Raw genomic sequence first — 19,605 nt, 5'->3', positions numbered from 1 at the left:
TAATTACAGTATTTATAGTTCCAAAATTGACCAAAATATTAACTTGTTTTATTAAGAATCGAAGTCAGCTCCGGATGACGGCTCATCAGCTCAACTGCCTGGCGCATCTCAACTCCCAGATCATCCTCCAGCGCATTATTCAGCCACTCCATCAGAATTCCTATAAACAGACATTTGTAATATTTGATAAGAATACTGATCTCATCTCTGTTCAAATCAAATTTATCCAGATTCTTCTTAAAATATTCCGTAATAATATAGGTAGCAATCTCGTTCATATAAACAAGAAATGTATCTCTTTTTACTGATTTATAAACGTTCAGCATCAGCTTTCGATTATCCCTGACTAAAGAAGCCATCTCCTCCATACACTCCAGGATTGACGTTTTCTCCTGTGGCGCTTCCAGAATCTCATCCCACTTCTTCTTCAGAATAAACTCAACGACATCCGGAATATCCCGGAAATGATAATAAAAAGTATTCCTGTTTACTCCGCATCGCTCCACAATATCCTTGACCGTTATCTTAGCCATGGATTTCTCTTCAAGTAATTCTGTAAAAGTCCTCGCAATTATTTCCTTTGTAAAACCAGACATATTATCTTTTCCTCATCACACTTATAATTTCCAACGGGTTTTTGAGTATTTCCATATTATGCCATAAAGGATTTTATTTTGCAAGCCTTCCGCAAATTGGTCTTACCTATTTGGAGTCAGCACAATTTTCTCAATTTCGAGGTTATCTGCTCCATAATAAAGTTTAATGTAGTGATTATGTCCAAATCCCATATTCAGAATCCGGCTTTCCTCCACCCATTTTCCATTGGTTCCCTGAACAGAAACAGTCATCTTATGAATATTATCCAAAAATACAGAAACAGGAAGCTGCGCCAACTCTCCAAGATCAGACTTCAGCGTAAACTTCATTGTGAAATCACCCATAAAATCATTGGTAACTGCCAGTACATCTGCATTCCCCTTCGCAGGATGCAATAACGCACCATCAATTACAATCTCCTGTGTCTGTGGATCACTCTCAATATTCACCAGACTTCCGGCATCCACGTCATCCTCTTCTTTCGTATTCATAGCCTCCAGCTCCTCTTCACAGATTCTGTCTGCCAGAAGCAGAATAGACGGACTCTTTAACAAAAATCCCAGAATATTTGCCGCATTTCTCTGCAATTCACCCAGAGTAATCTTTCCTGCATGAAGCATCTCCTCTACATCATCATTCTCAGGATTTGCCTTCGCATCACTTACTACCATATAAATATCATTCTGAGCCGCTACCATCGGTGCTTTCACCGGCACTTCAGCCTGATGTCCTTCGTAGTTGGACTTCGCCCACCAGTCAGTCATCACAATACCATCAAATCCCCATTCCTTACGAAGAATAGTCGTACACAAATCATAACTTCCAGCCGTCCAGAGCCCGTTCACGCTTCCATAAGTCGTCATCACAGAACGCGCACCGCCCTCTTTTACCGCAATCTCAAAACCTTTCAGATAAATCTCACGCAAAGCTCTCTCAGAGATCACAGAGTCCGAAGTACTTCTTCCAACCTCCTGATTATTACCACAGAAATGCTTGATCGTACTTCCGATTCCAGACTTCGCCATAGCCTTCACCTGAGCTGCACAAATCCTGCCTGTAAGAATCGGATCCTCAGAAATATACTCAAAATTACGTCCGTTCAATGGATTTCTGTGAATATTCATACCCGGTCCAAGAAGAGAATCAATCTTATTCAGACGAAGCTCCTTACCAGTCATCTCATACAATGCATCCACAAGCTCCACATTAAAAGTACAGCCAAGAGAAGTTCCATTCGGCAGCGAAAACGCCTTCGTACCACAATCCATACGAATACCGGACGGACCATCCGAACAACATCCAACCGGAATTCCAAGCGCAGTCAGGCCATCTGTCACTCCACCAAAAGCAGCCGCCGTTCCCGCAGTAACCTTCGGGCTACACATACCCTCACCCCGGAACATCGCGATCAGATCCTCCTCACTAATCTGCGCAACAAACTCCTCCATGGAAACCTTCTTATCCAGCACATCCACCAGCTTATATCCCTTATCGCCTGTATAGACATAAGTTTCCGGTATCTCATTCGCCCTACGCTCCTGAGGATCAATCGTACGGACCGGCACATCCTCAGTCACTGCCTGATAAGTCCCATCCGGCAACAAAACAGCCTTCATCCTCTGAAACTTCTCAACCGGCGCATAAGCCTCCTCAAGCTCCTCAATCACCCGGAACTCTTCCTCATAACATCCGACAGATACCGCACTTCTCACATCACTGCCGACAAAAATCTCATAAGTTCCCTCTTCCAGAACATAACAAGACTTATGCCCGGTCACACCACTGTCATCATAAGAAGCCATATCATACTTCGGAATAACAATACAAACCTCTTCCTGCTCTCCAGACTCCAGCTCCTTCGTCTTCGCAAACCCAATCAGCTTTCTCGCCGGATTTCCAAGTTTCCCCTGCGGAACCTTCACATAAACCTGAACAACCTCTTTCCCCTTTACCTCACCGGTATTGGTAGCCGTTGCAGACACCGTAATCTCATCCCCTGTATTCTTAAGAACCCCCGCCTTCATCTCAAAAGTTGTATAAGACAACCCATATCCAAACGGATAAAGCACCTTATCCCTCGCAAACGTCTCAAAATAACGATATCCGACATAAATATCTTCCTTATAATAATTCTTAAACGGATCCCCGAAATTCTCAGTAGACGGATAATCCTTAATATCAGCAGCAATCGTATCCGTCAGCTTACCACACGCACAAACCTTACCAGTCAGCACATCAGCCACACCATTTCCACCTTCCTGGCCCCCCTGCCATACATACAGAACAGCCTGCGGACGATACTTCTCCACCCAGCTCATATCAATAATATTACCAACATTAAGCACAACAACTGTACGCTTACTCACCTCACAGACACGGCGGATCATATCCTCCTCCGTCTCCGTCAGACAATAACTGCCAGCCTTCGCATTGTTATCCTGATCCTCACCCGCAGTTCTGCCAATAACAACCAGAGAAACATCATTCCTGCGCGCACAGTCAAGCATCTCCTCTGTCACATCCATCTCCTTCTGACACCAGGGCACACGCCCCCAGCCCTGACCTTCATCATAAGGATTCTCCATAATCCAATCCTCATAAATCCCCATCAGCTTCTCATCCAGATGAACCCCTTCACACTCCTTCAAAGCATCCAGAATCCCCACGACATACCTCGTATTCACCAAACCACCAGAGCCAAGCCCACTCTTATAATAATGAAACGCCATACGCCCAAAAACAGCAACCCTCTCCCCATCTCTCAACGGAAGCGCCTGCCCCTCATTCTCCAGCAACACACACCCCTCAGCCACAGCCTGTCTCGCCAATGCAGCATACTTCTCCAAATCCAGCTTATAACTATTCATAATATCTATTTCCTTTCTCCACAAAAGCCATCACACACACCCTTGTACAACCTCAACCACTGCAATGGCATTCCCAATGACCTTTCAAAATATTTACCATTTCCCATCTTATCAGAAAACCCTCCCATTGGAAACACCAAATATTTACAGAAAAATAACCAACCAACCAAAAAAGAATGTTACCTACCACCCTTAAAGCAAGTAACATCCTCTATTCAAAAAAACTACCACAACCAGTTCCCAATTATTCTTTATGCACCTTCGGAAACTTCATACAGATTTCAGTTCCACTTCCCACCTCACTTCTAAGTCCAACACTACCATCCAAAGTACTAACCGCATGCTTCACAATCGAAAGCCCCAATCCAGTGCCCCCAATCTCCTTAGAATGACTCTTATCCACCCGATAGAATCTCTCAAACACCCGATCCTGATCTTCCCTCGGAATTCCAATCCCCGTATCCTTAACCACAATCTGCACCTCCTGTGCCGTCTGCTCCAGAAAGATACTCACACTACCATCATTCCTGTTATACTTAATCGCATTATCACAAACATTATAAACAGCCTCCTCAAGAAGAGTCCTGATTGCCTCCATCTTCATCGACTCTCCACAGATATAAAGATGCACATTCATCTTATATGCTTTCTCCTTCAGACTGTCAAACGCACTCTTACAAACCTGATAAACATCCACCGGCTCCCATACATAAGGCGTCTTCTCCTCATCAAGCTGTGAAATCTGGATCACATCTTCCACAAGCTGAAGCAACCTCTGTGACTCCTTATAGATACGTCCTGCAAACTTAGGAATATCCTCCTCCTTCACAAAACCACCCTGAATAATCTCCGCAAATCCGGAAATAGAAGTCAGAGGCGTCTTTAATTCATGGGAAACATTTGCAGAAAACTCCCTGCGCAGATTCTCCCTCTCAAGCTTCTCTGTCACATCCACAAGCAGGATCACCGCACCCTCCGTCTTCTGTCCCCGTATCACAGGATTGGCGATCAGCTGAATATCACTTCCATTTAATTTCAGGACAAGCTCCTCATGTTCCCCTTCCAGAACATGTTCAATTGCATGGCGGAAATCCTCCGCGCGATCCAGACAGTAAACACTTTCTCCCTGACGCACCTTGTCCATCCGGAACAGATTCCATGCACTGGAATTAGCCGAAAGAATCATCGTATATTTATCGATCACGATCAGACCTTCCTGCATATTTTCTGTAATCAGTGAAAATTCCTGCTGCTGCTGTTTTGCCAGTTCCAGCTGATTCTGAATCTCCCTGTTCTGCCTGTGTATCTTACTCAATAAGGGTGAAAGTTCCTCATAAATCTGATTCTCTTCCGGATGCTCCAGATCCAGTTCATTCACCGGTTTCACGATCTTCTTTGATATCACAGACGCAATAATTCCTGAAAGAACAAGCATAATAAGCAGAATCCAGCACAACGGCAGCACCAGGTTCTCCACCAGAGCAAACACCGAATCCTGCGTTCCCGAAACCCTGAGAACCGTACCGTCTTTCAGGCGTAGAGCGTAGTAGGTCGTTTTTTCGGAAAGAGTATCTGAATACCTCGAAGATTCTCCCGCACCATACTTCTCAGCCTTCTGAAATTCATCTCTGTCCCTATGGTTTTCCATCTCAGAAACATCTGCCTCATTGTCAAAAAGCACCGTTCCATCCTGAGCAATATATGTAATTCTGGCACTCTTATCCTTGATATTTTTAAGATAATCTGCGCCCTGCTGTTCCACTCCATATTCCAGATAAGCAGCTTCTTTTACCAGTTCATCTCGCATCTGTCTGTCAAAATTTCTGTAAAGAATCCCCAGAACCAGTGCCAGTCCTGCTGCCAGAACCACTGCGCACACCAGCATCATAGATTTAAAAATTTTCTTTGTCACTTCTCTTCCCATCCCTTCATTATATGATTTCAGTTATATTACCATATATCATTCTTTCTATAAAATAACCTATAGCAATTCTACAAAATAATGCAAATAAGACAGTCCAGCAGAGTGCGAAGGGCAAGGAAGATATCTGCCGGCGTGCTGGCGCACGACAAAGATATCTGACGCGGGACTTCACTCTCTGATGGTCTGGATTAATTGCATTATTTTTGAAAATTGCTATAAGTCAACAGTGTATTTACAGCCTTAAATATACTCAAATATCCGCAAACGGTTCCCGCCTGCGGATATATATCGTCTCTGTCTGCAAACTTTCGTCGCTTATAACACGAGACCTCCATCATTCAGTTAATTATTCAGATAATCCTGATGTTCATTATTCCTGTGCTGGCCTGTGATAGAATATTCCACCCATTCTGCAATATTTACCGCATGGTCTCCGATACGCTCGAAATACTTGGCAGTCATAAGGAGATCCAGTCCGGTCTTGGCATCCAGTTTTCCCCCGTAGATCATATCTGCAAGTTTCTCTTTGATCTCATTAAACGCATCATCCACCACATCATCTCTGTCAATGACATTTCGGCACAGCTCCAGATCACTCTTTACAAATGCATCCACACTCTCTGTCACCATACTCACTGTGTCCTCTGCCATCTTTGTGATCGTATCCGGTATCGCACTGGTATCCTTTGCAATATATAAGGAAAGATCTGCAATGTCTGCGGCCTGATCCCCGATACGTTCCATATCAGAAACCATCTTCAATGCAGCGGAGATTTCTCTTAAATCTCTTGCCACCGGATGCTGATGAAGCAGAAGACTCAGACAGAGGTTCTCAATCTCTCTTTCCTTCGCATCAATGTCTCTGTCCGTCTCAAAAACCCGACGGACAATTTCCTCATTCTGCACCTTCTGGATCGCTTTTGCGGAAAAAGAAATAGCCTTCTCGCAGTAGCTTCCCAGAGTAATAAGCTGGACATGCAGTTCCTCCAGCTGTCTCTCGAAATACTTTGACATAATCAACCAAACCTTCCTGTAATATAGTCCTCTGTACGTTTATCCGCAGGCATGGAAAACAGCTTATCCGTATCTGCAAATTCAATGACTTCTCCCAGTAAAAAGAACGCTGTTTTGTCAGAAATTCGGGTTGCCTGCTGCATATTATGAGTTACCATAACAATCGTATAATCCTTCTTTAACTCCATTGCCAGCTCCTCGATCTTGGAAGTTGAAATAGGGTCAAGTGCGGATGTTGGCTCATCCATCAGGAGCACTTCCGGCTGAACCGCAAGTGCTCTGGCAATGCAAAGCCTCTGCTGCTGTCCACCGGACATTCCCAGTGCACTTTTTTTCAGACGGTCTTTCACCTCTTCCCAGATAGCTGCATCGCGAAGGGATTTCTCTACGATATCATCCAGTTTTGCTTTAGAACGGATTCCATGTGTTCTTGGTCCATATGCAATGTTATCATAGATACTCATCGGAAATGGATTCGGCTTCTGGAATACCATTCCCACTCTTTTTCGTAACAGATTGACATCCATATCTCCGTAAATATCCTCACCGTCAAGCTGTACTTTACCGGTGATCACACAGCCCTCTACCAGATCATTCATTCGGTTTAAAGACTTCAGAAGAGTGGATTTACCACAACCGCTCGGACCGATAAAAGCTGTGATTTCTTTCTCAGGAATCTCCATATTGATGTTCTTTAATGCATGGAACTTCCCGTAATATAAATTCATATTCTCAACTGTTATTTTTGCATTCTCACCCATGTCTTTTATCCTTTCGCAATTCGTTTGGCAACCGCTCCGGACAGGAAATTGATCACAAGAACAAATGCCAGAATAACAACTGCTGTCGCAGATGCCTGATTCATATGAAGGCCCTCACCGGACAGCACATACATATGAAGTGCCAGTGTACGGCCGGAACCCATCAGATTCTTCGGTACTTCTGCAACCGTACCTGCTGTATAGATCAGTGCTGCTGTCTCACCGATCACACGACCGATTGCCAGAATCACGCCAGCCAGGATTCCAGGTACTGCTGACGGCAGAACGATCGTAAAAATTGTACGCAGCTTACCTGCGCCAAGTCCGAAACTTGCTTCACGGTAAGAATCCGGAACAGATTTCAAAGCTTCCTCTGCGGTACGCATGATCAGAGGAAGAATCATGATCACCAGTGTAAACGCACCGGATAAAAGTGACAGCCCCCAGTGAAGTGCTGTCACGAAAAACAACATACCGAAAAGACCATATACAATAGATGGAATACCGGAAAGTGTCTCGGCTGTGATACGGATCACATTTACAAGCTTGCTTCCTTTTTTCGCATATTCTACCAGATAGATTGCTGCAAAAATTCCCAACGGTGCCGCAATCACAAGAGAAACGACCGTCAGGATAAATGTATTGATCAGAGAAGGAAGTAAGGAAAGATTCTCTGAATCGTAAGTTAAACTGAATAAGTCTGTTGACAGATACGGTGCACCCTTGACCAGAATATATCCGATCAGAAAGAACAGTAATGCAAATGTCAGGACTGCACCCAAAAGGGTAAGCAATGCAAGAACACCTGATCCCGGATGCTTAATATATGCCTTCATCTGATCTGAGAACGAAGACTCATTCTGCTTTTTTTCTTTGGACAAATCAATTGCCGCTGCTGTATCAATTTGCATGTTCTGCCCTCCTGTTCAGTAAAGAAAGACTCAGGTTAATGATAAGGATAAAGATAAATAGCACAACTGCCGTTGCAATAAGTGCTTCCCTATGAAGACCTGTTGCATAACCCATCTCAGTAACAATGTTTGCAGTCATGGTACGGACACCTTTCAGGATTCCCTGTGGCATTCTCGGCTGGTTACCTGCAACCATTACAACAGCCATTGTCTCACCGATCGCACGACCGATTCCAAGCACTACAGCTGCCAGAATACCTGACTTTGCTGCCGGAAGCATGACAAAAAAGATGCTTCGCTCCTTGGTTGCTCCCAGTGCCAGTGAACCTTCGTAATAGCTCTCAGGCACACTGCGGATTGCAGATTCCGTAACTCCGATGATCGTCGGAAGGATCATCATTCCAAGCAAAACACAAGCTGCCAGCATACTGGTTCCTGTTCCACCGAAAATCTGTCTGATCAGAGGAACAATGAGAATCAATCCAAAGAAACCATATACAATAGAAGGTACACCTGCCATCAGTTCAATTCCTGATTTCAATGGTCTGTAGATTTTTTTCGGACAGTAACGTGCCATAAAAACAGAAGTAAAAAGTGCGATCGGCACACCAAGAAGAATGGCACCTGCAGTTACATAGATACTTGCTACGATCATTGGAAGGATTCCAAAAATATCATTTGACGGCTTCCACTTTGTTCCCAACAGGAACTTCAGCGGACCGATTTCCCCGATAGCCGGGACACCATTTGCAAACAGAAATGCACAGATCAGAAATACTGCCAGCACTGAAGTACAGGCTGCGATCAGAAACACACATTTCATTGCTTTTTCTTTAAAGTGGTTCATTCATTACACCTTTCTTTCCCTGTATCAAAAATCATAACCTGTCACTTTTACAGCAATTCTGAAAATATGATTTTCGACATACAAACAGCCCGCCTGCTGTATTATTTCATCCACAGGCGAACTGCTCTGAAACTAAATCTGTTACATTATTTAGCAAGATCTTCCCATGTAGTAGTCTCACCTGTGTATACAGCCTTTACCTGATCACTTGTAAGTTCATCAATGTCATTGTCTTTGTTTACGATAACTGCGATACCATCTCTTGCGATAACTGTAGCTGTAAGACCAAGGTCTTTCTCTTCATCCTTCAGGTCACGGGATGCCATACCGATATCTGCTGTTCCTTCTGCCGCCATGTTTACACCTGTTGTGGAATCGCTCTGCTGAACTTCTACAGTTACGTCTTTATTTACTGCTTCATAGCCTTCTGCAAGTTTCTCCATAACCGGTGTTACAGAAGAAGAACCTGCAACTACTACTTTACCGGAAACTCCGTCTGCTGCTTCATAAGCCTTAGCATCTGCTGCTTCTTTGATATATCCGTTGTCCTCTACGATCTTCTGTCCGTCAGAGCTCATGATGTAGTTTACGAAATCCTTTGCTGCATCGCTTTCTTTATCAGATGTAAGGATGTTGAATGGACGTGCGATTTTGTAAGAATCATTGGAAACATTATCTACAGTAGCTTCTACGCCGTCGATCTTAACTGCCTTTACTGTATCATCCAGAGAACCAAGTGAAATATAACCGATCGCATTCTCATCACCTGCAACTGTTGTCATCATAACAGATGTGCTGTTTGTTACACTTGCTTCATCTGTAGTCATATCTACTTTCTCGCCATCTTTTTCTTCTTCAATTCCAAACAGTTCTACGAATGCTCCACGTGTACCGGAACCGTCCTCACGGGATACAACTGTGATGTCTCCGCTTGCTGCACTTACGATTGTTGTGAAAGCTGTTGCTCCGATAACTGCTGCTGTAAGGATTGTTGCGATTTTTTTCTTCATGATAATTTTCTCCTCTTCCCATGAGCCATGTTTTTTAATTTTAAGATAAAGTGAAAGGCTCATTTCCTTTTTAATATTTTTATGTTTTATAACTTGTTGCCTCATTTACAAGTGCTATTATAGGAATCCAAAGTTAAATGTAAAATCACGCTAAAGTAAAATCTTTGTAAATTGAAAATTTTTGTGAAGGTTGTAAAAACAGGCTCCAGATGCTATCATAAGCTATATCTTCGTTTAAAATTTATATGCAGGAGGATTTTATATATGGAAAACTTAAGATGTGAAAAAGCAGTAGAAAAGAAACATAACGGCTATAACTGTGCACAGGCTGTGGCCTGTTCTTTCTGTAAAGAGGCATCTATGGATGAGGATACACTCAAAAAGATCACACAGGGATTCGGTGCAGGTCTTGGCACTATGGCCGGTACATGCGGAGCAATCTCCGGTGCTGCAGTTGTAGCAGGACTTATTAACCAGGACAAGGCAGGAACCTCTCAGACTGTCCGCTCTGTCATGAATCAGTTTAAACAGCAGAATGGAACTGTAATATGTAAAGACTTAAAGGGTGTGGAGACCGGAAAGGTAATCCGCTCCTGTGATGACTGTGTCAGAGATGCGGTGAAATTCCTGGAAAATGCATTAAAATCAGAAAATTGATTTCAGGCAGATATTTACAATACATAAATACCAACACAAAAGAGGCTATACACCCATAACGTGCATAGCCTCTCTCAATTTTAAATTTCCCGGTTCCCTATTAACTTTATATCAGTAATTTTCTTCTACTATCTGTTTGCAGTCATCTGTTGTTCCTGAACTTTTTTTATTTCCTCCAGAGGCAGATTCAGCATCTCAGCAACCTCTTCCGGAGTTTTTCCACTCATAAGAGCACCAAGAATCATTCCCTCATGACGTCCTTGTTGTATTCCTTTCTGTATTCCATTTTGTTCTCCTGTACGCATTCCTCTTTCGTAAATCCTATCTCCAAATCCTGTCATTTTACCTGCCTCCTTCCGAAATGGCTCTGACCATTTTATATGTGAATATTTTTGTATCCTTTTTATATCACCGTCAAATATTCCATTTTTCTTTTGTATATGGATATATTAACATGAAAATCTAAGCCTTACAATTCTTCCATAACATTCTCTTGCAAAATCGCCCTTTCCAATTTATGATATATCTATCCGGAACAATAATAAAGGAAGTAATTACCTGTAAATAGTTACGATAAATCTAAACGAGGAGAATGTCTATGAAAGTTTTAGTTTACCGCAAATGCAGTACCTGCATGAAAGCCCTGAAATGGCTGGACGAACACAATATCAATTATGAAGAACGGGCTATTAAAGAAGAAAATCCTGCTTACGAAGAACTAAAGGAATGGTACGCAAAAAGTGGTCTTCCACTGAAGAAATTCTTTAATACAAGCGGAATGCTCTATAAGGAAATGGGATTAAAAGATAAGTTAAAAGATATGTCTGAAGATGAGCAGCTGAAACTCCTTGCTACAGATGGAATGCTGGTGAAACGGCCGCTGGTAACCGGAGATAACTTTGTACTTACCGGATTCAGGGAGAAAGAATGGATCGAGGCTATGCACATATGATGTGTGCATAACCTCTTTTTTATAGCAATCGTGGTAACTAATGTGTCAGGTCAGCTTCCTGATCCATTTATAACTTCTGAATCTCAGGAACACAGGCACACATTTAAACAGCTGATCCGACTGGACGGCTACAACTACCCATTCCACCGGAAGTTTCCATACGAACGCAGCCAGGAAAGACAGGGGCATTACAATTCCCCATGTTGAGATCAGATTCATATACATCTGGAATTTTGTATCTCCGCCGCCCTGAATAACACCTACAGAAACAGGCATCTGATAGGACATTCCCACCATAACCACACTCATGACTATCATCAGGTGGTCTGCAAGGATTGTTGCCTCCTCTGTGAGATTATACATAGACAGCAACTGTTTTCTCAAAATAAGTAAAACTATTGCCAGTATAATTCCTATGGAAATATCGATTACTGACAACATCCGTCCAACAGCCTTCACTTCATTTCTGTCGCCCTGACCGATAGACTTTCCGATTACTACAGAGGAAGCAGAAGCGATCGCTACTACTATTACTTTTAAATACTGAAAGAATGTTGTCGCTACGGAATTCGCTGCAATCGCATCCGAAGAAAGATGTCCCAGTATTGCAGTCTGCATAGGAATCGAAATTGCCCAGACCAGTCCGGAAAGGATGACAGGAGTGGATACTTTAATAAAATCCCTGCACAGTTTTCTGTTCTCAGCTGTGAATGTTCCTCTTAACAAGCCACCTTCAAATATCCGGACTTTCTTATCAATCTTTGCCACATAAAACAGAACGATCAGAAACTCCAGGCTTCTGGCTGTCAGTGTTCCTATTGCAGCACCTTTAATCCCCATTTCCGGAAATCCAAAATGTCCGAAGATCAATGTATAATTAATTCCACCGTTTACGATCAGAGATATCACAGAAACAATAAATGAAATCTGCACTGTCTCCACACTTCTCAGCATGGAGATTAGAAGATTACTGATCAGAAATAAGACAAACGTCCATTTCCATATCTTAAGATAAGTCTGGCCTTCCATAATAATATCCGGTGATGTTGTGAACAGGCCAAGCAATTGTTCCGGAAATGCCGAACACACTGCAAGGATGAGCATTGCTGCCAGCAGGCTGAATATCAGTACAATTCCTGTCAGTTTCCTGATCGCACAGGTATCTTTTTTCCCCCAGTACTGGGAACTCATTACGATCAGGGCATTTCCGATCGCAATGGCAAGCTGATTTACAACAAAGAAAATCTGGTTCACAGTGGCTGCCCCGGAAAGTGCATTCTGATCATAGCTTCCAAGCATCATATTATCCAGCATATTCACACTGTATAATTCCGTGTAGTTATTGGGCTTCGACTTGACTCGCTGCCTTACCCTCATGCATGACCTTATATGAGATTTCTGTTCGTCAGACCAGAGATTTGCCCGTGGTTAGTCTGTTCCCACATCCGGCTTCCTTCAGATTCCACCTCACGATGGACACCCTTGCCTTCGGCTATATCCTTCCCACTACCGGGTGGATTCGGGACTTTAACCCGTTAGAAACGTGCGCCACCGGGCGCACAATTTAAAAAGGCTACTGCACACTTTATAGTGCAATAGCCTTTTTACTCATTTTAATTAAATCACAAAACTTCTCAGATATTTTGTGCTAATTTTAACAGATTTTATCTTTTCATCCAGCGAAGCTTCAAAAGCACGGTCTTCTATTTCTATGCAACCATATCCATCAAACTGAATGTCTGTTAATGCTGAAACATATTTTGCCCAGTTTACATCCCCTAAACCAGGAATCTTAGGTGTCATATAATCCAAAGGATATGCCATTACTCCGGCTTCCTTCAATTTATCCTCATAGACTTTTATATCTTTAAAATGTACATGAAAAATCTTATCTTTAAATTCATATAACGGCTTGATATAATCCATTTTTTGCCAGATAAAATGGGATGGGTCATAATTGATACCTAACATAGGACTGTCCAAAATTTCAAATACTTTTCGCCAGATTACAGGTGAGGTCATTAAATTTTGTCCACCTGGCCATTGATCTTGTCCAAATAACATCGGGCAGTTTTCAATTGCTATTTTTACATTTTCCTGTTCAGCTAATTTCAATATTGGCGGCCAAATTTCTCTCATAAGCTGCAAATTGTCTTCAACATTCTTACTTTGGTCACGTCCTATAAAAGTCGTTACCATATTGACACCTAATTTTGCTGACGCACAAATTACCTTTTTTAAATGTGATACTGCACGGTTTCTTTTCTCTATATCTCCATCCATAGTATTCGGGTAATAAGCCAAAGAAGAAGTTTCGATTTTTTTCTTCTTTGCATAATCCAGGATATGACAACAATATGCTTCATCTGTTAAGACTTTTTCGACATTTATGTGACTCACGCCAGCATATCTTCGCTCTGCTTTTTCCACAGGCCAACATGCAACTTCCACACATTCCAGTCCTGCATCTGCCACCAGATCAATTAATTTTTCATAATCGACATCGTCGTATATGGCACTTACTAATCCTAATTTCATTTTATTCCCTCATTCACTGTCTGATTTTCACTGTATGACCACATTCAGAAGCTTCTATACTTGCGAAAACTGCTCTCATTGCGGATAATACACTTTTTCCACTAATTACAGGTTCTTCATTTTTAACAATAGATTCTACAAATGCATCAATAATTCCAGATTTTGTCTGATTATCATTAGTCTGAATCTTATCAATATCATATAATACTTTTTCAACATCTTTCGTAATGATTTCAATAGCAAATTTGGGATTGGAATATATTTTCATAATTCCCTCTGTTCCATAAAGTACCGTAGAATTGTCTTCTTCTCCATAATAAGACCAACTTGCTGTCATCGTTCCTACAATTCCGTTGTTCATTGTATATATGCAGATTGCATTATCGTCCACCCCGATAAAGTTACCTGCTGCATCTTTTTTATCTAGTGTTCCAACGAATGCTCTTGTCTCCGCTACTGTTGTATCCAACAAATACTGTATCAGATCAGTTTTATGAATTCCTAAATCAGCCATTGCTCCCATTGCAGCTCTTTTTTTATCAAAAAACCAACTGGATTTTCCAGGATCTATGCTCCATGTCTCAGGTCCGCAATGTCCAAAGGTTGTTTTAAATGTTCTGACTGTTCCAATTGCACCATCTGCAATTAATTGTTTTGCCTTCACATGTGCCTTTGCAAGTCTCTGATTCTGACCAATCATAAGAAACTTTCCATTTTCAGACGCTGCTTTTACCATTTTCTCACAGTCTTCCAATGTCGTTGCCATTGGTTTTTCGCAAAGAACATGTTTTCCACAATTTAATGCCTGAATAGAGATTTCCGCATGGGCATTATTTGCCACACAGATACTAACTGCATCAATTTGTTGATCTGCTAATAATTCTTCTACTGAAGAATATGCTGTTGCATCATATTGACTGGCAATTTCAGATGCTCTTTCAAAATTCAGATCATATACTCCGATAATCTTACAGTCTTTGTTTCCTGCATATTCAGGAAGATGTCTGGTCTGTGCAATTTTCCCACACCCTATTACGCCTATTCTTACCATATTCCCCCCTCCGGTTTTATCAGACACTTTTCTCCAGTGTCTTCATATAGTTGATTGCCTGTTCCGCATATTTATCCATCAAATGAGACTTTGTTTCAAGATCTCCGGACTCATATGGATTGGCTAATCTCGGCATAAATTCCATGGTCAATGGTCCTTTATAACCGATATCTCGGAGCACATAAAACATTTCCTTAAAATCTGTCTTTCCAAGTCCTGCTGCCTCACGTGTATTATCTGCAATATGTACATGAATCAGCCGATCTGCAATCATTCTCAGGCTTGCTCCAATATTATTTTCTTCCAAACTCATATGAAACATATCTGCCATAATCCAGACAGCCGGATGATTCATTTCACATACAAATTTGTATGCTTTTGTTAAAGTATTCAAAAAGTATGTTTCATATCGGTTGATGGCTTCTATTGCAAGTTTTACATTTTTAGATGCAGCATAATCTGCAGCAATTTTCAGATTCTTTTTTGCATTTTCCCACACTTCATCATATGTATAGCCTTCCGGAAGCGCAACTCTTCCCACAGGAGAAGGCACCACAATTATATAAGGAGCACCCACTTTGACAGCAAAATCAACGCTGTCTTTAATATATTGGATCGCTGTATTTGCACACTCCGGATCTCTGGATGTCAGATCTCTTTCTTCTGGAAAGATACCACACAACGATGTGCATTCCATTTCGTATTTTTTTAATAACGAAACCATTCTTTCCTGATCAATTGTATACGGCTCTGCTGCAAATTCTATTCCATCATAACCATTTTTTTTCAGTCTCTGAAAACTGTATTCTATATCTTCGTTTCCTACAATCCATTGTGTCATGCTATATTTATACATAACCTTTTCACCTCGACTTTGTGCTTTTAGTTCTCATCCGGATATAAGATAACCTCTAAACCAACACCTTTTCTCATAGCATCCAGTCCCTCTGCGAATTTAGACATCGGGAGCTTATGTGTGATTATCTTTTCAACAGGAATGATTCCTGCTTCCAGTGTCTTTACCGTTCTGGACATAATATAGTTTCCGATATAGTTACCAAAAATGCTCAATCCTTTTGACACAATATCGTTTTGGCAAATTGTTTCATTTACAGCTCCGTTCTGACCCATTAATACAATTCGTCCACCTTTACATGTATTTACAATTGCATCATTAATCAAAACACCCACTGCATCTACAGAAATGTCTACGCCGCGTCCACCTGTAATTTTAGCAATTTCTTCAGCAAGATTCTGTTTTGTTGGGTCAATAATAATGTCTGCTCCGCAATCCATTGCATATTTTGCTCTATATTCTGAAGGTTCTGAAACAATGATTTTTCCTGCACCATTTGCTTTCATCAGCATAATGAAATACAGTCCAATTGGACCACCGCCAAGAATTAATACCGTTTCTCCCGGGAGAACTCTAACCCAATCCATAGCTCCCATTACACATTTTACCGGCTCAGCAAAGATTGCCAGATCTTTATCCATATCATCTGGAATTTTCGTTAATGCTACTTCTGGAGCAACAAAATATTTTGCAAACACTCCATCACAGGTTACACCCATTACTTTTTCATTTTCACACATGTTTGCTTTTCCCTGTCGGCATGATTCACAGTATCCGCATGGAATATTCGGTACCAGAACTACTCTGTCTCCTACTTTCAGTCCTTCTACACCATCTCCGATTTCTCTTACAGTTCCTACACACTCATGTCCAAGGATACTTCCCTTTGTTCCAATAAATCCAGGAGGGTTTCCAAGTACATGCACATCTGTACCACAAATACTTGCTGCTTCTACTTCTACCAATACATCATTTACTTTTTTAATTTCAGGTACTGATCTTTCCTCATATGTCCAAGTTGCTAAATCTTTAAATACAATCGCTTTCATTTTTTTGTCACAGTAATTTCTACTGTATCCTCCTCTCTGTAAATAATCACAAATTAATTTGTAGCTGCATTGCGGTTATCCATAATAACTGCCGCAAGTATAATGATTCCCTTAATTACTTTTTGCCAATAGCTGGATACATTTATCATAGTAAGTCCATTTGTCAGTACTCCGATAATCAGCACACCCAGGACAACTCCCCAAAGTTTGCCTTTTCCTCCAGACATACTGGTTCCTCCCAGCACAACCGCTGTAATAACATCCATTTCTGACCCTTCGCCTGTTGCCGGTAATCCACCGCCAAGTCTTCCTGCCAGAATGATTGCCGCAAATCCATTTAAAAATCCGGCAATTACGTATACAGTAATGCGAATTTTGTCTACATTGATTCCTGACCATTTTGCAGCCTGTGCATTTCCTCCACATGAATAAATATATCTTCCAAATCGTGTATGTTTTACCAAAATCATTCCCAAAATTAAAACAATGATCATAAAAATAACTGGAAGCGGAATCAGATTAAACACATAGCCTGTACCTAAAAATGTAAATTTCGGGTTTGTTACACCTATTGGTGATCCTCCTGTAATAATATATGCAAATCCCCTGCATATACTCATTGTAGCTAATGTTGTAATAAATGCTGGTACACGAAATTTTGCTGTGAAAATTCCATTGAACAGTCCAATTGCAATTCCGAGTGCTAAGGCTACAATTAACGTTAAACATGTACTTTCTGTTGTTTTAAATACAATTGCACTAATAACGCCTATAAACGCATACATTGAACCTACTGACAGATCAATATCCCCTAAAAGAATGATCATGAACATACCTAGGGAAGATATTCCGGTAATGGAAACCTGTCTGAGCACATTAATCATATTTGAAGTAGTAAAAAAGTTTTGCGTCATAAAGGCAAAAATTATCAATTCTGCCGCTAATAGCAGCACAAGTGTCAGCTGTCGTATCATTTCAACTCTTATTGATACTCCGCTTTCTGTTTTTCTATTCGTTTTATTATTCATTTTTCCCTCAACTTATCGCAGCATGCATTATTTTTTCCTGGTCATAATCCTTCGTCTGACCATCTAATGTTATCTTTCCATCGTGCATAACAATGACTCTGTGACTTACTCTTAAGATTTCCGGAAGATCTGATGAAATCATTATGATACTAACACCCTGATCTGCCAGTTTTCTCATAATATCATAGATTTCTGCCTTGGCTTTTACATCAACGCCTCTCGTTGGCTCATCCAGAATCAGCACATCCAAGTCTAATGACAGCCATTTTGAAATCACCACTTTTTGCTGATTTCCACCACTTAATCTTCCTACAATCTGTTGTCCTCCACGTGTCGCTATCGACAGCGCATTGATATAATGATCTGTGATTTGTGCTTCTTCTCGATCTGATTTCAGCAGCCAGGGCAAATCTTTTAATTTTACAACTGTCAAATTATCCTGCACATTATGCTTTAGAACCAGTCCCAGCTGTTTACGATCTTCTGGTACCATTCCTATTTTATTATTGATTGCATCTTTTGCTGACTTAAGATTTAATACTTTACCATCTTTTTTTATTGTTCCACATGGACTTCTGTCAATGCCAAACAAAACTCTTGCCAGTTCTGTCCTTCCGGCACCTACCAATCCAAATATACCAGTAATTTCACCTTTATATGCTTTGAAACTTATAGGGTCTTTATACTTTGAAGTGATCACATTTTCTGCTTCAAGTACAATTTCACGATTTTCATCTATTTTATATTCTGAATAACTTTCTTTAAATTCTCGCCCTATCATCAATTGAATCAGTTTTTGTTCAGTAGTATCTTTAATATTTAGAGTGTCGATTTTTTCACCGTCTCTAAATACTGTTACTCTGTCTCCGATTTCAAATATCTCTTCCATTCTATGAGAAATATAAATAATGCTGATACCTTCTTTTTTCAGTTTAGCGATCAGCTTAAAGAGCGTTCTTACTTCTCTTTCTGAAAGACTTGACGTAGGCTCATCCAATATAATGATTTTTGCATTATGTGACAGACATTTTGCAATTTCTACACATTGTTTCTGTGCTGTAGAAAGATTTTCAACAAGCTCTGTTGGTGGTGCATCAATCTCCACCATTTCCATCCATTTCAGAGCATCCTGATTCATTTTATTCCAATCAATAAGTCCTTTTTTCACCGGTTCATAGCCCATAAATATATTTTCGGCTATCGTCATATTTTCCATCAGGTTGAATTCCTGGAATACCATGCTTATTCCTTTTTCCAATGCCATTTTAGGATTTGAAAAAGCAATTTCTTCCAAATTTCCTTTTCCGTCATCCAGGTATATGTTTCCTTTATCCTGTTGGTAAACACCCGTTATAATCTTCATTAAAGTCGACTTTCCAGCTCCATTTTCTCCCATAAGAATATGTGTCTCTGCACTGTCTAATTCAAAATCGACATTTTTCAAAATTGGTACATGGGAAAATGATTTGGAGATTCCGGTAGCTTTTAATATTGTTTTTTTCACTTTTTCGTCCCTCAAGCTATATTTTGATGATCTGTGGTC

Annotated in this window: 18 protein-coding genes; 2 read left to right on the top strand and 16 right to left on the bottom strand. The window is 40.9% G+C overall.

The features are described 5' to 3' along the window. Window positions 1–38: 38 nt before the first annotated feature. The 8 genes from AC058W_RS07625 to AC058W_RS07590 form a co-directional block, all read right to left on the bottom strand. Complete coding sequence (locus tag AC058W_RS07625; RefSeq protein WP_118774870.1) at window positions 39–596, bottom strand: TetR/AcrR family transcriptional regulator C-terminal domain-containing protein; 558 nt, start codon at window positions 594–596, stop codon at window positions 39–41. Between the two features lie 102 nt (window positions 597–698). Then, on the bottom strand, window positions 699–3,464 hold the full coding sequence (locus AC058W_RS07620; protein WP_479389916.1) for a glycoside hydrolase family 3 protein: 2,766 nt from the start codon (window positions 3,462–3,464) through the stop codon (window positions 699–701). A 244-nt stretch (window positions 3,465–3,708) separates the two neighbouring features. Then, window positions 3,709–5,376: a sensor histidine kinase gene (locus AC058W_RS07615; RefSeq protein WP_479389915.1), complete on the bottom strand. Its 1,668-nt coding sequence runs from the start codon at window positions 5,374–5,376 to the stop codon at window positions 3,709–3,711. 354 nt (window positions 5,377–5,730) lie between these two features. Next, window positions 5,731–6,402, bottom strand: coding sequence for a phosphate signaling complex protein PhoU (gene phoU / locus AC058W_RS07610; protein WP_117674896.1), 672 nt, complete (start codon window positions 6,400–6,402; stop codon window positions 5,731–5,733). Between the two features lie 2 nt (window positions 6,403–6,404). After that, the gene (pstB, locus tag AC058W_RS07605; protein ID WP_117674897.1) at window positions 6,405–7,163 is read right to left on the bottom strand and encodes a phosphate ABC transporter ATP-binding protein PstB; all 759 of its coding nucleotides are present in this window, start codon (window positions 7,161–7,163) and stop codon (window positions 6,405–6,407) included. Window positions 7,164–7,168: 5 nt separating this feature from the next. Next, window positions 7,169–8,074 (bottom strand): phosphate ABC transporter permease PstA, encoded by a 906-nt coding sequence (pstA, locus tag AC058W_RS07600; protein ID WP_479389914.1) that lies wholly within the window; start codon window positions 8,072–8,074, stop codon window positions 7,169–7,171. Then, window positions 8,064–8,921: a phosphate ABC transporter permease subunit PstC gene (gene pstC / locus AC058W_RS07595; RefSeq protein WP_479389913.1), complete on the bottom strand. Its 858-nt coding sequence runs from the start codon at window positions 8,919–8,921 to the stop codon at window positions 8,064–8,066. Before pstC ends, pstA begins: the two co-directional genes overlap by 11 nt. A gap of 146 nt (window positions 8,922–9,067) precedes the next feature. Continuing rightward, a complete protein-coding gene (locus tag AC058W_RS07590; protein WP_117844351.1) occupies window positions 9,068–9,931 on the bottom strand; it encodes a substrate-binding domain-containing protein in 864 nt (287 codons plus the stop codon). Window positions 9,932–10,195: 264 nt separating this feature from the next. On the opposite strand from AC058W_RS07590, the gene AC058W_RS07585 reads away from it, so the two are divergent. Beyond that, window positions 10,196–10,588 (top strand): C-GCAxxG-C-C family protein, encoded by a 393-nt coding sequence (locus AC058W_RS07585; protein WP_118590655.1) that lies wholly within the window; start codon window positions 10,196–10,198, stop codon window positions 10,586–10,588. Between the two features lie 128 nt (window positions 10,589–10,716). Here AC058W_RS07585 and AC058W_RS07580 read toward each other — a convergent pair whose 3' ends face one another. Beyond that, complete coding sequence (locus AC058W_RS07580) at window positions 10,717–10,929, bottom strand: hypothetical protein (RefSeq protein ID WP_479389912.1); 213 nt, start codon at window positions 10,927–10,929, stop codon at window positions 10,717–10,719. Between the two features lie 251 nt (window positions 10,930–11,180). On the opposite strand from AC058W_RS07580, the gene AC058W_RS07575 reads away from it, so the two are divergent. Next, entirely contained in the window at window positions 11,181–11,540 is a 360-nt protein-coding gene (locus tag AC058W_RS07575) for an arsenate reductase family protein (RefSeq protein WP_182448710.1), read from the top strand. A 45-nt stretch (window positions 11,541–11,585) separates the two neighbouring features. On the opposite strand, the gene AC058W_RS07570 is transcribed toward AC058W_RS07575, so the two are convergent. From AC058W_RS07570 to AC058W_RS07540, 7 genes are all read right to left on the bottom strand, one after another. Then, window positions 11,586–12,854 (bottom strand): MATE family efflux transporter, encoded by a 1,269-nt coding sequence (locus AC058W_RS07570; protein WP_479389922.1) that lies wholly within the window; start codon window positions 12,852–12,854, stop codon window positions 11,586–11,588. Between the two features lie 303 nt (window positions 12,855–13,157). After that, window positions 13,158–14,078 (bottom strand): sugar phosphate isomerase/epimerase family protein, encoded by a 921-nt coding sequence (locus tag AC058W_RS07565; protein ID WP_118411248.1) that lies wholly within the window; start codon window positions 14,076–14,078, stop codon window positions 13,158–13,160. A gap of 13 nt (window positions 14,079–14,091) precedes the next feature. Continuing rightward, complete coding sequence (locus tag AC058W_RS07560; RefSeq protein ID WP_173681313.1) at window positions 14,092–15,129, bottom strand: Gfo/Idh/MocA family protein; 1,038 nt, start codon at window positions 15,127–15,129, stop codon at window positions 14,092–14,094. 19 nt (window positions 15,130–15,148) lie between these two features. Further along, window positions 15,149–15,985, bottom strand: a complete 837-nt coding sequence (locus AC058W_RS07555) for a sugar phosphate isomerase/epimerase family protein (RefSeq protein WP_118411246.1) — start codon at window positions 15,983–15,985, stop codon at window positions 15,149–15,151. A gap of 26 nt (window positions 15,986–16,011) precedes the next feature. Continuing rightward, entirely contained in the window at window positions 16,012–17,034 is a 1,023-nt protein-coding gene (locus AC058W_RS07550) for a zinc-dependent alcohol dehydrogenase (RefSeq protein ID WP_118411245.1), read from the bottom strand. Window positions 17,035–17,087: 53 nt separating this feature from the next. Beyond that, window positions 17,088–18,062, bottom strand: coding sequence for an ABC transporter permease (locus tag AC058W_RS07545; RefSeq protein WP_118411244.1), 975 nt, complete (start codon window positions 18,060–18,062; stop codon window positions 17,088–17,090). A 7-nt stretch (window positions 18,063–18,069) separates the two neighbouring features. Next, window positions 18,070–19,566 carry a sugar ABC transporter ATP-binding protein gene (locus AC058W_RS07540; protein WP_173699914.1) on the bottom strand — a complete coding sequence of 499 codons (1,497 nt, stop codon included), beginning with the start codon at window positions 19,564–19,566 and terminating at the stop codon, window positions 18,070–18,072. Window positions 19,567–19,605: the final 39 nt, after the last annotated feature.

Source organism: Blautia sp. CGZ-1-C1 (assembly GCF_056504575.1).
Note: the sequence above shows the minus strand (reverse complement) of the source record. Positions and strands in the feature narration are given on the sequence as shown.